Source organism: Arthrobacter sp. Y3223166 (genome assembly GCF_059090935.1).
The window spans coordinates 24,873-37,091 of the sequence record NZ_JBNHGE010000001.1 but is presented as its reverse complement, the minus strand read 5'-3'; the positions used below and the strand labels follow the sequence as shown (position 1 = coordinate 37,091).

Below are 12,219 nucleotides of genomic sequence, written 5' to 3'. Positions count from 1 at the left end.
CTACTCTCCGGCCAATTCCAGCGCGCCGTCGATCCGGCGGTTCAGCTTCCAGGGGTTCTCCTGCTGCACCGGTGCCGGCAGCAAGGCATCGGGAATGTTCTGGTAGGCCACCGGGCGCAGGAACCGCTCGATCGCCAGCGTGCCCACCGAGGTGGTGCGGGTGTCGGAGGTGGCCGGGAAGGGGCCGCCGTGGACCATCGCGTGCCCGACCTCGACGCCGGTCGGCCAGCCGTTGGCCAGGATGCGGCCTGCCTTGCGCTCGAGCACCGGCAGCAGCGGGGCCACGGTGGCGTGGTCCTCGTCGGTCATGTGCAGGGTGGCGGTCAGCTGCCCCTCGAGCCGCTTGGCCGCAGCCAGCAGGTCCTCGGTGGAGGTGTAGCGGACCAGCAGCGAGGCCGCGCCGAAGATTTCCTCGTGCAGCACCTCATTGGTCAGGAAGGTGCGGACGTCGGTGCCGAAAACCGCCGGCGCGGGGGCGTTCTGCGTGGCGCCTTCCTGGCCGCGGGCCACCAGGTCCACCCCGTCCTGCTTCCCGAGGGAGTCGACGCCGGCGGTCCAGGAGTCGGCGATGCCGCGGGTCAGCATGGTCTGGCCGGCGGCCGGGGCCAGGGCCCGTCCCACCGCGGCCGCGAACGCGTCCCCGGCCTCCCCGGCGGGCACGAAGGCAAGCCCGGGAGCGGTGCACAGCTGGCCGCTGGAACCGGTGACCGAGCCGACGTAGGCCGCGGCCAGGGCGTCCAGGTCGCCCTTGAGCGCGCCGTCGAAGAAGAAGACCGGGTTGATCGAGCTCATTTCGGCGTAGACCGGGATGGGTTCCGGCCGTGCCGCGGCCGTGGCCACCAGTGCGGTGCCGCCGGAGCGGGACCCGGTGAACCCGACGGCCTTGATGGCCGGATCGGCGACCAGTGCCTGCCCGATGCTGGCGCCTGGGCCGTAGACCAGGGAGAACACGCCCGGGTGCAGGCCGGCGTCACGGACGGCGTCGGCAATGGCATGACCGACGATTTCGCTGGTGCCCGGGTGGGCGTTGTGGGCCTTGAACACCACCGGGCAGCCCGCGGCCAGCGCGGAGGCGGTGTCTCCGCCGGCGGTGGAGAAGGCCAGCGGGAAGTTGCTCGCACCGAAGACGGCAACCGGGCCCAGCGGGACCTTGCGCTGCCGGATGTCCGCCCGCGGCATCGGCTGGCGGTCCGGCTGGGCCGGATCAATGCGCACACCACGGTGGTCGCCCTGGCGTACCACTGCAGCAAAGAGGCGCAGCTGGCCGGTGGTGCGGCCGCGCTCCCCGTTCAGCCGGGCAGCGGGGAGACCGGTTTCGGCCATCGCGCGTTCGACCAGCTCGTCACCGACGGCTTCGATGTTCTCGGCGATCTTCTCCAGGAAGGCGGCATGCGTTTCCGGCTCCAGCGTGCTGAAGGAGGCGAAAGCTTCCTCCGCCGCGGCAGTGGCGGTCGCCAGCTGGGCCGCGTCGATCAGGCTGTAGGCCGGTTCGAGGACTTCGTTGGTGGCAGGATCGAAACCGTTGACAGTGCCGCCGGTACCGGTCACGGCTTCGCCGGCGATGATCGAATGGCCTGTCAGAGTTGTCTGCGTGCTGGGCATCGGATGCTCCTTCTGGACTGGGGATGGTCTGCGGTGGCTGCTGGGCGGAAAGCGGCCGCCCCGTGGAGGGCGGCCGCTTCCCTGGCGTGGAACCTAGGCGTTCTGCCGGACGTCTGCCGGGCGGATGCCGGCGGCCTCAATCAGGGCCGACAGGTCGGCGATGTCCTTCTCGGTCAGGTCCTGCAGCGGCGGGCGGACGAAGCCTGCGTCGCGGCCGACGGCCTTCAGGCCGCCCTTGACGATGGATACACCGTATCCTTTAACCCGGTCGCGGATGTCCAGGTAGGGGAGCACGAAGCGGTTCAGCTTCTCGGTCACGGCATCGCGGTCTTGGTTGCGGACGTCGCGGTAGAAATCCAGGGCGAACTCCGGCACGAAGTTGTACATCGCCGAGGAGTAGGTGCTCATGCCCAGCTGCAGCAGCGGCAGGGCAAAGGTCTCAGCCGTCGGCAGCCCGCCCAGGTAGAACAGCCGGTCGCCGTTCTTGGCGTAGACCTTGGTGAGGTGCTCGATGTCGCCCAGGGCGTCCTTGAAGCCGATGAAGTTCGCGTGCCGGTCGGCCAGGGCCGCCACGGTGTCCGCGGCGTAGATGGCGTTCGCCCTGTTGTAGACGATGACGCCGATGTTGGTGGCGGCGCATACGGCCGAAACGTGCGCCAGCAGGCCGGCCTGGTCGCATTCGGTCAGGTACGGCGGCAGCAGCAGCAGGCCCTCGGCTCCCGCGGCCTCCGCGTCCTTGGCGTTCTGGATGGCTTGGGCGGTGGAGCCGCCTGCCGAAGCAAGCACCGGAACCCGGCTGCCGGCTTCCTCAACGGCCATCCGGACCACGCGGGCGGACTCGGCCGGAGTCAGGCTGAAGCCTTCGCCGGTGCCGCCGGCGGCAAACAGGCCTGCGACATCGAAGCTGGACTGCCAGTCCAGGTGGTTGCGGTAGGCGGCTTCGTCGATGTTCAACTCCGCATCAAACGCCGTCACTGGGAATGACAACAGCCCGTCCTTGAGCTTGTCTGCGAGTTCATGGGGCGTGTACTGGGCCACGTGCATCTTCCTTTGCGATGGTGCCGCGGGCGGCGGGTTGAATGCGTTGGCTCCACCCTAGGAAGACAACGTGATGCCTGTCCAAGCCCTCTTTTGTATGGATTGATGCACTAAGAGTATTGACGTTCGGAGACGCGGTGGTGGTCGGCTGGCAGCTAGGAGGCTTTGGCCCACACGCTCTCCAGCATCCTGCGTAGCGCGGGGTTGTGCGAGTTCCGGCTCCAAATGGCATGCAGTTCCACCGAGTCCGGCGCGAGTTCGGGCAGATGCAAGTAGCTGACGCCATCGACTCCCAGCAGTTGTGCCGATTCGGGCACGAAGGCCACACCTCGGCCGGCCGCCACCAGCGCCACCATGGTCAGGATCTGGCTGACGGTGTGCACGACGTTGCCGTGCTCGATCGGGATTTGGCGCACCACCAGATCGTAGAAATAGCGCGCCTTGATCGGTGAATGCATGATGAGCGGCACGTCTTTGAGGTCGGCCACGGCCAGCGGACGTGCCAGTTGATCCAGCGGGTGCCCGCTGGGAACTGCGAGCATCAGGTTTTCCGACAGCATCAGGTGCGATTCGAAGAGGTCTGTGTCGAAGGGCGGGCGGGCCAGCCCCAGATCAAGGTCGCCGTCCATAATGGCTTGAACCTGCTCCCCGGTCACCAGTTCCTCGAGTTCGACGTCGACATCGGGCAGTTCCAGTGCAATCTCGGCGAGCAGGGGTCCGAGTACGCTGAAGGCGGTGGCGGCAGTGAAGCCGATCCGGATCTCACCCGCCCGGCCGGCGGCGATGCGGCGTGCCGTTCGGGGCGCCCGGTCTGCCGACACCACCAGCTTCCGCGCCTCGGAGAGAAAGGCGTGTCCGGCGGCGGTCAATGCCACCTTGCGGTTGTCCCGCTCCAAGAGTTCGACGCCGATGCTGCGCTCCAGTTTCTGGATCTGCCTGCTGAGCGGGGGCTGGGTCATGCTCAGCCGTTCGGCGGCGCGGCCGAAATGCAACTCTTCGGCGACAGCGATGAAACTTCGGGCCTGGTCCAGGGTGAACATGATGCCTTTCAAGTATCATTCAATGCACTAATGGGCTTGGACATGCATCATAGTCTCTTTCTAAGCTCGATGTCCGAGCCACTAGTGACCTGTCTCATATGAGTCGGGTCACGGCCGAGACCCGTTCGAACATCGCTGTTCATCGAGCAAGGAGCCCGAAGTGAAAGCACTCTCCATCCGCCGGACCGTTCTAGGTCTGACCGCTGCCTCTGCTGCGCTGGCGTTGACCGCTTGCGGCGGCAACGTTGGGGGCGGCACTGCCGCCGAGGGGGACAGCTTCCCCAACGGCCCCATTACTCTGACCGTCGGCCAAGCTCCGGGCGGGTCGACCGACCTGATCGCGCGCACCGCGGCCGAAGGTATGGCCGACGAGCTCGGCGTCGCTGTTCCGGTGGTGAACAAGCCCGGTGCCAACGGCGCCCTGGCAACGCAGGAAGTCGCGGCAATGGAGCCCGACGGACAGAACCTCGTCCTGCTGAATGCCTCGCTGATCACGATCACTCCGCTGGCAGTATCTGAAGACGAAGCCGTCAGCCTTGACGACCTGGATGTCATCAAGGGCCTCTCTCAGGACGACTACGTGTTGGTTGCCAGCGCCGAATCCGGTTTTGAAAACCTGGACGATATCAAGAACAGCTCCAAGAAGCTGACCTTCGGCACCACCGGCGTGGGCACCGGCTCGCAGCTGTCCCAGGCCATCCTGTTCGCCCAGGCCGAGATCAAGGGCACCGCGGTGCCGTTCGATTCGGGTTCCCCCGCGCTGACCGCTGTCATGGGCAACCAGGTCCAGCTGGCCACCATCCAGCTGGGTGAAGCAAAGCCGCAGATCGACGCCGGCAAAGTCAAGCCGATCGTTGTCTTCTCCGACGAGCGCAACACCTTCCTGCCGGACGTCCCCACCGCCATCGAAGAAGGCTACGAAGTCCCGGTCTCCCAGTACCGCGCCCTGGCTGCCCCGAAGGGACTGCCCGAGGATGTGAAGGCCAAGCTGGTCGAGTCGGTCGAGGCCGCCCAGGCCACCGACACGTACAAGGCCTTCAACGAGAAGAACATGCTGACCCCCAAGGAAATCTCCGGCGAGGAAGTCGTCCAGCAGTGGAACGACTTGGCTGCCAAGTACAAGGAGCTCACCGAGAAGTACGACATCTCGCTGGCCGGCGAGTAGCAACACCCACGTGAGGCCGTCCGGCCTCCACAGCGAATCGAGTTAAACCATGACGCCCCACCGCGAGACGCCAGCAGAAGGCACTGAGTCAGTCGACGTCGTCGACGATGACCTGACACCGGAGGAACTGGCTGCCCAATGGGAAGCCGAGGCCGCGCCGCCGGCAGGGCCCATTGCCAACCTCGCATCATCCCTCGTGGTGCTCGCGCTGGGCGTGGCGGGGCTCGTCATGTCGCTCGGTCTGGGGCTGGGAACGCCCTCCCAGCCCCGGCCCGGCATGTGGCCGTTCGTGGTCAGCCTGATCATCGCTGTCCTCGCGCTCGCCCAACTGGTTGTTGGGCGGCGTGGGGGCCGCGACGGGGAAAAATTCTCCAAACTGTCCTGGCTTGCGGCCATTGGGTTTGCGACCCTGCTGATCATGGTGTTGCTGATGCCGCTGATCGGCTTCGAGGTCCCTGCACTGCTCCTCTGCCTGGTCTGGATGAAGTTCCTCGGCGGTGAATCCTGGCGTGGCGCCATCATCTACTCGCTGCTGATTGTTGCCGCGTTCTACGCCATCTTCATCCTTGCCCTGGGAACGTCGATTCCCCACCTGTTCTAGCGGGTTGTGCACTCCCACGGTGTCGGCTTTGCCGCCAACGTGGGACCCTCGCGCCCCACCCTCGCCCACTGATCCAAAGGTTCTCGCATGGATTTCCTGCAACCGGTCATGGACGGCTTCGGCGTCGTCCTAGAGCCCTCCAACCTGCTGTACTGCCTGCTGGGCGTTGTTATCGGCATGCTGATCGGCGTACTGCCTGGCCTCGGTCCGGCAGCCACCATCGCCATCCTGCTGCCGCTGACCTACGGGATCGAGCCCGTCACGGCCATCATCATGTTGGCGGGCATCTTCTACGGCGCACAATACGGCGGCACTATCACCTCGGTGCTGTTGCGACTTCCGGGCGAAGCCAGCTCCGTCGTCACCGTCTTCGACGGCTACCAGCTCGCCAGGAAGGGCAAAGCCGGAACGGCGCTGGGCATCGCCGCCATCGGCTCCTTCATCGGCGGCACGGTGGCCATCATCGGTTTGACCTTCCTCGCCCCGCTGGTGGCAGGCTTCGCATTGGACTTCGGCCCGCCCGAGTACGCAGCCTTGGCCATGGTCGGCATCCTGCTGGTCGCCACGATCAGCAACGGCGCCAAAATCAAGGCATTGATCGCCGCCGCCTTCGGACTTCTGCTGGCCACCGTGGGCCGCGACATTTTCACCGGTGCCGAACGCTTCACGTTTGGCAACCTGAGTCTGGCCGACGGCATCGACTTTGTCCCGGTGGCCATGGGCTTGTTCGGCGTCGGCGAGATTCTCTACAACCTGGAAGAACGCCACCGCGCGGCCCAAGCGCCGGCAACAGTGGCAAACGTTTGGCCGTCCAAGAAGGACCTCAAGCAGTCGGCCGGGGCTATCGGGCGCGGCTCTGTGCTCGGCTTCTTCCTGGGCATCCTGCCTGGCGGCGGCGCCACGATCTCCTCGCTCGCCGCCTACGCCGTGGAGAAGAAGCGCGCCAAGAACCCGGAACGCTTCGGCAAGGGCGCCGTGGAGGGTGTTGCCGGTCCGGAGACCGCCAACAACGCCGCGGCGACAAGCTCCTTTATTCCGCTGCTGACCTTGGGTATTCCCGCCAATGCCACCATGGCGATCATCTTCGGCGCGCTGCTCATTCAGGGCGTGACCCCGGGCCCGCAGCTCATTGTCGAGAACCCGGATCTGTTCTGGGGTGTGGTCAACTCGATGTACATCGGCAACATCCTGCTGCTGATCATGTCCATCCCGCTGGTCGGCTTGTTCGTCCGCATCCTGCGGGTGCGCGCCGCCATCCTCGCTCCGATCACCGCACTGATCACCTTGCTTGGCGCCTACACCATCCGCAACTCGATGTTCGACGTGCTGCTGGTGGTCCTCTTCGGCGCCGTCGGGTACCTGATGAAAAAATTCGGATTCGAGCCTGGACCGCTGGTGTTGGCCTTCGTGCTCGGTGCGCTGCTCGAGTCCAGCTTGCGGCGTTCGCTGTTGGTGCTCGACGGAGACGTCGCCGGATTCATGGGCCGGCCGATCTCCGGCACGCTGGTAGTTCTGTTCGTGCTGGTCGCTGTCTGGCCGATGGTCAAGTCCGCCATAGAGCGCCGGAAAAACTCCCGTACCCAAGCTCGCACCGAAACCAAGGAGAACGCATGAGCATCCTCGTCGGCTATGTACCCACCCCCGTGGGAGAGGCAGCCGTGTCCGCCGCCATCGCGGAAGCCAAGCTCCGCGGTGAAGACCTGCTGATCGTCAACTCCACCCGTGAAGGGGTGCTGGTGGATAAAACCGTGGCGTCGGAGAACGACCTCCTCCGCCTGAAGTCGGCAGCCAATGAGGCGGGCGTGGCCGCAGAAGTGCTTCGCCCCACCCACCGCGACGACCTGGCCGACGAGATCCTTGAGCTCGCCAGCGAACGCGAGGTCTCGCTCATTGTCATCGGTCTGCGCCAGCGCACGCAGGTGGGCAAATTCATCATGGGTTCGCACGCTCAGCGCATCCTGTTGCAGGCAGACCGGCCGGTGTTGGCCGTCAAGGCAGCCGAGTAGCCACAGCCGGTTCACCCCCGCAACAGCGAAGCGGCAGCAGACTTTGGTCTGCTGCCGGTTCCGTATCCGGACCCAGTGACCTTACGGCGGGTGCAGTTCCCGGGGTAATCAGTGCCCGGATTCGCTCTCCAACCGCAGCCGCGAATTGACCAGGTGGGTGCGCATGGCGGCAGCCGCGGCCAGTGCATCGCCGGCTTCCACTGCGGCCAGCACCGCCGCATGTTCGGACGCCACGGCCGAGAGGCGGGACGTTTCGGCTTCGGATCCGCTGGCCTCCAGCCGGTAGCGGGGCATGGCAATCATGGCCGGGCCGAGGGCCGCGATCGCATCCAGAAAGTAGGGGTTGCCGCTGGCCTCGGCGACGGTGCGGTGAAACTCGAAGTCGTGGGATAAGGCCGCGGCCGGGTTGGAACCGGAGCGAGAGAAGTCAGCGTTTGCGGCGCGCAGGGCCGCCAACTGCTTGTCGGTCCGCCGGACGGCGGCCAAGGCAGCGGCTTCGCTTTCCACGCCGGTGCGGAACTCCACCAGCGCCCTCCGGTCCTCCAGAGTCCGCACGGGCCGGAGGCCGCGGGGGCCTTCCGCTTCCGCCGGTGGCGTCAGCGCGAAACTCCCGCTGCCGCGCCGGGTATGCACAAGTCCCTCCGCCTGCAGCCGGGTGATGGCCTCGCGCACCACTGTGCGGCTCACGCCGTGCTCTGCGATCAGCGTGTTCTCGCTGGGCAGCTTGTCGCCGGGAGCGATATCGCCGTCGACAATGCGCCGACGCAGGTCGTCAACCAAGGTGACCGTCAGGTTCGGTTTCAACAATCGCTCCCGTTTTCTCTAGGGCAGGGTGAGAGGGGAACGACGACGGTGCGCGGCACCGTCGTCGTCAGGGGATAAGGCTAGGCGCGGCCGAACTCCACGCTGTCCGTGGTCCAGGCGCGCGCCTGTTCGCTGAAGGTGAAGCCGAGGCCCGGACGGTCCGGGACGATCATCCGGCCGTCGCGGGTCTCGAGGCGCTCGTTGAACAGCGGGTCCAGCCAGTCGAAGTGCTCCACCCAGGGCTCGCGCGGGTAGGCGGCGGCCAGGTGGAGGTGGATCTCCATCGCGAAGTGCGGCGCGAGGTCCAGCCCGGCCTGGTCCGCCAGCGTGGCCAGGCGCAGGAACTGCGTGATGCCGCCGACCCGGGGAGCGTCGGGCTGGATGATGTCGCACGCGCGGGCGGCGATCAGGCGTTCGTGTTCGGCCACCGAGGCCAGCATCTCGCCGGTGGCAATCGGGGTGTCCAGGGCAGCGGCCAGCGCGGCATGGCCTTCGGCGTCGTAGGCATCCAACGGTTCCTCGATCCAGACCAGGTCGAACTGCTCCAGGCGGCGGCCCATCCGGAGGGCGGTGGCCCGGTCCCACTGCTGGTTCGCGTCCACCATCAGCGGCACGCCGTCGCCGATGTGGTCGCGGACCGCGGCGACACGGCGCAAGTCCTCGGCCGAGTCCGGCAGGCCGACCTTGATCTTGATGCCGCCAATGCCGTCGGCAAGGGAACGGCTCGCGCGGTCCTTGACCTCGTCGATGGAGGCGTTGAGGAAGCCACCGGAGGTGTTGTAGGTCCGGACCGAGTCCCGGTGCGCGCCGAGGAACTTGGCCAGCGGGAGCCCTGCCCGCTTGGCCTTGAGGTCGTAGAGCGCTATGTCGAGCGCGGCCAGGGCCTGGGTGGCGACGCCGGACCGGCCCACCGACGCGCCTGCCCAAAGCAGCTTGTTGTAGAGCTTGGCGATGTCGTTGGGGTCCTCGCCGAGCATCGCCTCGGCGACTTCCGTCGCGTGGGCGTATTGCGCCGGGCCGCCGGCCCGTTTCGAATAGCTGAAGCCCAGGCCCTCGTGTCCCTGCACGGTGGTGATTTCGGCAAAGAGGAAGACGACTTCCGTCATGGGCTTCTGGCGCCCGGTAAAGACCTTGGCGTCAGAGATGGGCGTGGCCAGCGGCAGCGTGGCAGTGGAGAGCTTGACGTGCCGGATGGCATCGGCGGTGTAGGGCATGGCGGTCCTTACGCGGGGATGGCTACTGCGACTGATTGTACAAGTCGCGCACTTGTCATACAAGTATTGCTCCAGGGTGACGCTTGCCAGAGCCAACCCCGGTCTTACCCCGCGTCGAACCCCCCCCGGATTTCCCGGCGCCGGGCCGGGCACGGGGTTAGCCGATCGGGGTTACCAACGAGCCGTCGCGCAGGTAGCTGCGCAGGTTCTCCAATGTCAATGCGGCCATGTCGGCGCGGGTCTCACGGGTGCCGCTGCCGATGTGCGGTAACAGGACCACGTTCTCCAGCTCCATCAGTTCGGCCGGCACATGCGGTTCGTCGGCAAAGACGTCCAGCCCTGCGCCCGCCAGGCGTCCTCCGGCCAAGGCGGAGACCAGGGCATGTTCGTCCACAATGGTGCCGCGAGCGATGTTGATCAGGTAGCCTCCCGCGCCGAGCTTGGCCAGCACCCCGGCGTCGACCAGGTTCACCGTCTCCGGTCCTCCGGCAGCCGCGATGACGAGCACCTCGACGGCCTCGGCCAGTTCGGCGGGGGAGGAGTGGAACGCGTAGCCCGAGTCTTCGACGGCGCGGCGGCTGTGGTAGTGGATCTCGCAGTTAAACGCTTCCAGCCGCTTGGCGATGGCCTGGCCGATCCGGCCCAGGCCGAGGATGCCGACCTTTCTGCCGGAGGCCCGCGTGGTCAGTGGGTAGGACGTGGTTGAGGCCCATCCGCCGAGGCGGACGAACCGGTCGGCGGCGCTGGTTCGGCGCAGTACATCCAGATAGAGGGCCAGCGCGGTGTCGGCCACGCAATCGGTGAGCACATCCGGGGTGTTGCTGACGTGGATGCCGCGTTCGTTTGCCTGCTCGACGTCGGTGGCGTCGTAGCCGGCGCCGAAGTTTACGATGGCTTCGAGGTTCGGCAGCCGGCGCATCAGGTCGGAGCCGACACCATGGCGGCCGGAGCACACCGCCACGCGGATGCCGGGGGCGTGCCGCAGCAGGAAATCGCCGCGTTCCGGGCCGTCCGGGAGCAACAGTGCGCCGAACTCATCCGCCAAGGCGGCGGTGACAACGGGGTTCACCGGTCCAACCTGAAGGACCTGCCGGCCGTTGGAGGGTGTGGAAGCAGCGGCGCGCACGGCCGTACGGGTAGTCATGCCAGAAGAGTAAGGACCTTCGCGGAGGCGCGTCCAACACGGATACTGCATGGACCGATACCCGGCGGGACACGTTCCATCCGTCCCGCGGAACCGCCGGCCGTTTTCGCGGGCGGGCCTTTAGGGAACAAGGGGCCCCGTCGCCTGCTTCACCGGCCCGGTGTCCGGCTGGGCCGTATGAGCGGCGGCCCGGCGCGATGCCGTCCGGAACCACGCCAGGGGGCCAAGGATGGGCACCGCGAGCACCAGCAGGGACCAGCCGGCTTTCGCCGACCGCTTCCGTTTGCTCCGCCCGATGCTGACCAGCGCTCCGACCGCCAGGAAGAGGGCAAATGGACCGGCACAGACGGCAGCCGATATCCACGTGACCGAGTCGAACAGCATAGGATCCCCCTTCCTTGGCCGTGCCCGGCCGCCGGCCATAACAAAGGCCGCAACAAGCACGAGTCTAGAATCGCACCGGCGCCGCGGCTATCCGCCGGGAGGATGAGTTCGGGCGGTTCCACTCCTCCCCCGGTAGCAGGGGCCGCCTCAGCCCTCCGTGCGGAACCTGGCCAGCATCTTGTGCAACGTGTTGAGGTTCCTGGTGGTCGTCACCGGCTTGTACATTGTTTTGGCCATTTGCTTGGACAGTTTGGACTCCAAAGTGTTGCCTTTGGGCACCTCCCAGTACAGGACGTCGCCCCCCGGAGACGCCCGTTCTTCGGGCGAAAGTTCCGGGCAGTCCTCGAGCAGTTGTTCCACAACATCCTCACCCGTGGTGAGCACCGCGTAAGCGTGCCGGGGAACGCCGTCGTCGGCCGGGGTGAACGGGTAGCCCTCGACGATGGCGGCCAGCTCGCTGGGAGTCTTGACGATGACCCAGGCGTCGTAGCCGAAAGCCGTCCGCAAGCTCGCTTCGACTCTTTGCTTGACCACGCCGGGGTCTTGGGTCTCCGCGCGCAGCATGACGTTGCCCGAGGCGAGGACGGTCTCCACCTGCCCGAAACCGGCTTCGGTGAGGACCCGCTGCAAGTCCTTCATGGCAATCCGGACGCCTCCAACGTTGATGCCGCGCAAAAACACGCCATAAGTCCGTAAGAAACCGGATTCGCCGTATTTATTTTTCATGGTGCTCCGGGGTCGGATGGACAGGAAATCATTGTATGCACCGGCCGTGATCGCTTCACGGTCTACCCATTGAGGGACTAGGCGAAGCAAGGTACGCGACTTCGCATATGTATCACCAGGGAGGCGCAAAATCGCGGAAATAGGCCGTCGAAGGACTAAACCATTCACCAAAATTTCGTGTTGCTCATGCTTGTTATACGGGGGATCCATTCCCTTGTCTAAGCACGTCACCCCTCCTAGGCTGAATGTAACGGAACGGCTTTCTGAAGGACGCCGGATCCAAGTGTGGGGAACTGCGGTTGGCGGCGGCTGAGGGCGTCATTTCGCAGCGGCTTCATGGGGACACGGGCGGATGGATACCGCCCGCCTAGGGGGAATCAGAGCATGACTCTGGAGACAGTATAAAGAAGCGGTGGGGGACGTTCCTTTGCTGGACGTACCTGAGGGGATTCATGGCTTATGTACTGAGTGTCGATGTCGGCACAAGTTTCACGG

At 66.0% G+C, this 12,219-nt stretch carries 12 protein-coding genes; 4 read left to right on the top strand and 8 right to left on the bottom strand.

Annotation, left to right across the window (positions count from 1 at the left end):
• The 3 genes from AC5RUH_RS00160 to AC5RUH_RS00150 all read right to left on the bottom strand — a co-directional run bounded on the left by AC5RUH_RS00160 (position 1) and on the right by AC5RUH_RS00150 (position 3,680).
• Positions 1-1,602 carry an aldehyde dehydrogenase (NADP(+)) gene (locus tag AC5RUH_RS00160; RefSeq protein ID WP_494127574.1) on the bottom strand — a complete coding sequence of 534 codons (1,602 nt, stop codon included), beginning with the start codon at positions 1,600-1,602 and terminating at the stop codon, positions 1-3.
• A gap of 93 nt (positions 1,603-1,695) precedes the next feature.
• Positions 1,696-2,640, bottom strand: coding sequence for a 5-dehydro-4-deoxyglucarate dehydratase (gene kdgD, locus AC5RUH_RS00155; RefSeq protein WP_494000869.1), 945 nt, complete (start codon positions 2,638-2,640; stop codon positions 1,696-1,698).
• Positions 2,641-2,795: 155 nt separating this feature from the next.
• The gene (locus AC5RUH_RS00150) at positions 2,796-3,680 is read right to left on the bottom strand and encodes a LysR family transcriptional regulator (protein ID WP_494076476.1); all 885 of its coding nucleotides are present in this window, start codon (positions 3,678-3,680) and stop codon (positions 2,796-2,798) included.
• A 160-nt stretch (positions 3,681-3,840) separates the two neighbouring features.
• Here AC5RUH_RS00150 and AC5RUH_RS00145 point away from each other — a divergent pair, with 160 nt between their 5' ends.
• The 4 genes from AC5RUH_RS00145 to AC5RUH_RS00130 all read left to right on the top strand — a co-directional run bounded on the left by AC5RUH_RS00145 (position 3,841) and on the right by AC5RUH_RS00130 (position 7,452).
• On the top strand, positions 3,841-4,845 hold the full coding sequence (locus AC5RUH_RS00145) for a tripartite tricarboxylate transporter substrate binding protein (RefSeq protein WP_494013724.1): 1,005 nt from the start codon (positions 3,841-3,843) through the stop codon (positions 4,843-4,845).
• Positions 4,846-4,894: 49 nt separating this feature from the next.
• Positions 4,895-5,446: a tripartite tricarboxylate transporter TctB family protein gene (locus tag AC5RUH_RS00140; protein ID WP_494076475.1), complete on the top strand. Its 552-nt coding sequence runs from the start codon at positions 4,895-4,897 to the stop codon at positions 5,444-5,446.
• Positions 5,447-5,533: 87 nt separating this feature from the next.
• The gene (locus tag AC5RUH_RS00135) at positions 5,534-7,060 is read left to right on the top strand and encodes a tripartite tricarboxylate transporter permease (protein WP_494000866.1); all 1,527 of its coding nucleotides are present in this window, start codon (positions 5,534-5,536) and stop codon (positions 7,058-7,060) included.
• Positions 7,057-7,452 carry a universal stress protein gene (locus tag AC5RUH_RS00130; protein WP_494000865.1) on the top strand — a complete coding sequence of 132 codons (396 nt, stop codon included), beginning with the start codon at positions 7,057-7,059 and terminating at the stop codon, positions 7,450-7,452. Before AC5RUH_RS00135 ends, AC5RUH_RS00130 begins: the two co-directional genes overlap by 4 nt.
• A 108-nt stretch (positions 7,453-7,560) precedes the next feature.
• On the opposite strand, the gene AC5RUH_RS00125 is transcribed toward AC5RUH_RS00130, so the two are convergent.
• The 5 genes from AC5RUH_RS00125 to AC5RUH_RS00105 all read right to left on the bottom strand — a co-directional run bounded on the left by AC5RUH_RS00125 (position 7,561) and on the right by AC5RUH_RS00105 (position 11,724).
• A complete protein-coding gene (locus tag AC5RUH_RS00125; protein WP_494127706.1) occupies positions 7,561-8,256 on the bottom strand; it encodes a FadR/GntR family transcriptional regulator in 696 nt (231 codons plus the stop codon).
• Between the two features lie 80 nt (positions 8,257-8,336).
• Entirely contained in the window at positions 8,337-9,470 is a 1,134-nt protein-coding gene (locus AC5RUH_RS00120) for an L-talarate/galactarate dehydratase (RefSeq protein WP_494013725.1), read from the bottom strand.
• Between the two features lie 157 nt (positions 9,471-9,627).
• Positions 9,628-10,614 carry a 2-hydroxyacid dehydrogenase gene (locus tag AC5RUH_RS00115; RefSeq protein WP_494076472.1) on the bottom strand — a complete coding sequence of 329 codons (987 nt, stop codon included), beginning with the start codon at positions 10,612-10,614 and terminating at the stop codon, positions 9,628-9,630.
• A 120-nt stretch (positions 10,615-10,734) separates the two neighbouring features.
• Positions 10,735-10,998 carry a PLD nuclease N-terminal domain-containing protein gene (locus tag AC5RUH_RS00110; protein ID WP_494127573.1) on the bottom strand — a complete coding sequence of 88 codons (264 nt, stop codon included), beginning with the start codon at positions 10,996-10,998 and terminating at the stop codon, positions 10,735-10,737.
• A gap of 147 nt (positions 10,999-11,145) precedes the next feature.
• The gene (locus AC5RUH_RS00105; RefSeq protein ID WP_494127572.1) at positions 11,146-11,724 is read right to left on the bottom strand and encodes a DUF1697 domain-containing protein; all 579 of its coding nucleotides are present in this window, start codon (positions 11,722-11,724) and stop codon (positions 11,146-11,148) included.
• Positions 11,725-12,219: the final 495 nt, after the last annotated feature.

Excerpts from the sequence above, each read along its gene's own strand:
- AC5RUH_RS00160 (WP_494127574.1), bottom strand. The coding sequence starts at position 1,602 with ATGCCCAGCACGCAGACAACTCTGACAGGCCATTCGATCATCGCCGGC.
- AC5RUH_RS00150 (WP_494076476.1), bottom strand. The coding sequence starts at position 3,680 with ATGTTCACCCTGGACCAGGCCCGAAGTTTCATCGCTGTCGCCGAAGAG.
- AC5RUH_RS00140 (WP_494076475.1), top strand. The coding sequence starts at position 4,895 with ATGACGCCCCACCGCGAGACGCCAGCAGAAGGCACTGAGTCAGTCGAC.
- AC5RUH_RS00135 (WP_494000866.1), top strand. The coding sequence starts at position 5,534 with ATGGATTTCCTGCAACCGGTCATGGACGGCTTCGGCGTCGTCCTAGAG.
- AC5RUH_RS00130 (WP_494000865.1), top strand. The coding sequence starts at position 7,057 with ATGAGCATCCTCGTCGGCTATGTACCCACCCCCGTGGGAGAGGCAGCC.
- AC5RUH_RS00120 (WP_494013725.1), bottom strand. The coding sequence starts at position 9,470 with ATGCCCTACACCGCCGATGCCATCCGGCACGTCAAGCTCTCCACTGCC.
- AC5RUH_RS00115 (WP_494076472.1), bottom strand. The coding sequence starts at position 10,614 with ATGACTACCCGTACGGCCGTGCGCGCCGCTGCTTCCACACCCTCCAAC.
- AC5RUH_RS00110 (WP_494127573.1), bottom strand. The coding sequence starts at position 10,998 with ATGCTGTTCGACTCGGTCACGTGGATATCGGCTGCCGTCTGTGCCGGT.
- AC5RUH_RS00105 (WP_494127572.1), bottom strand. The coding sequence starts at position 11,724 with ATGAAAAATAAATACGGCGAATCCGGTTTCTTACGGACTTATGGCGTG.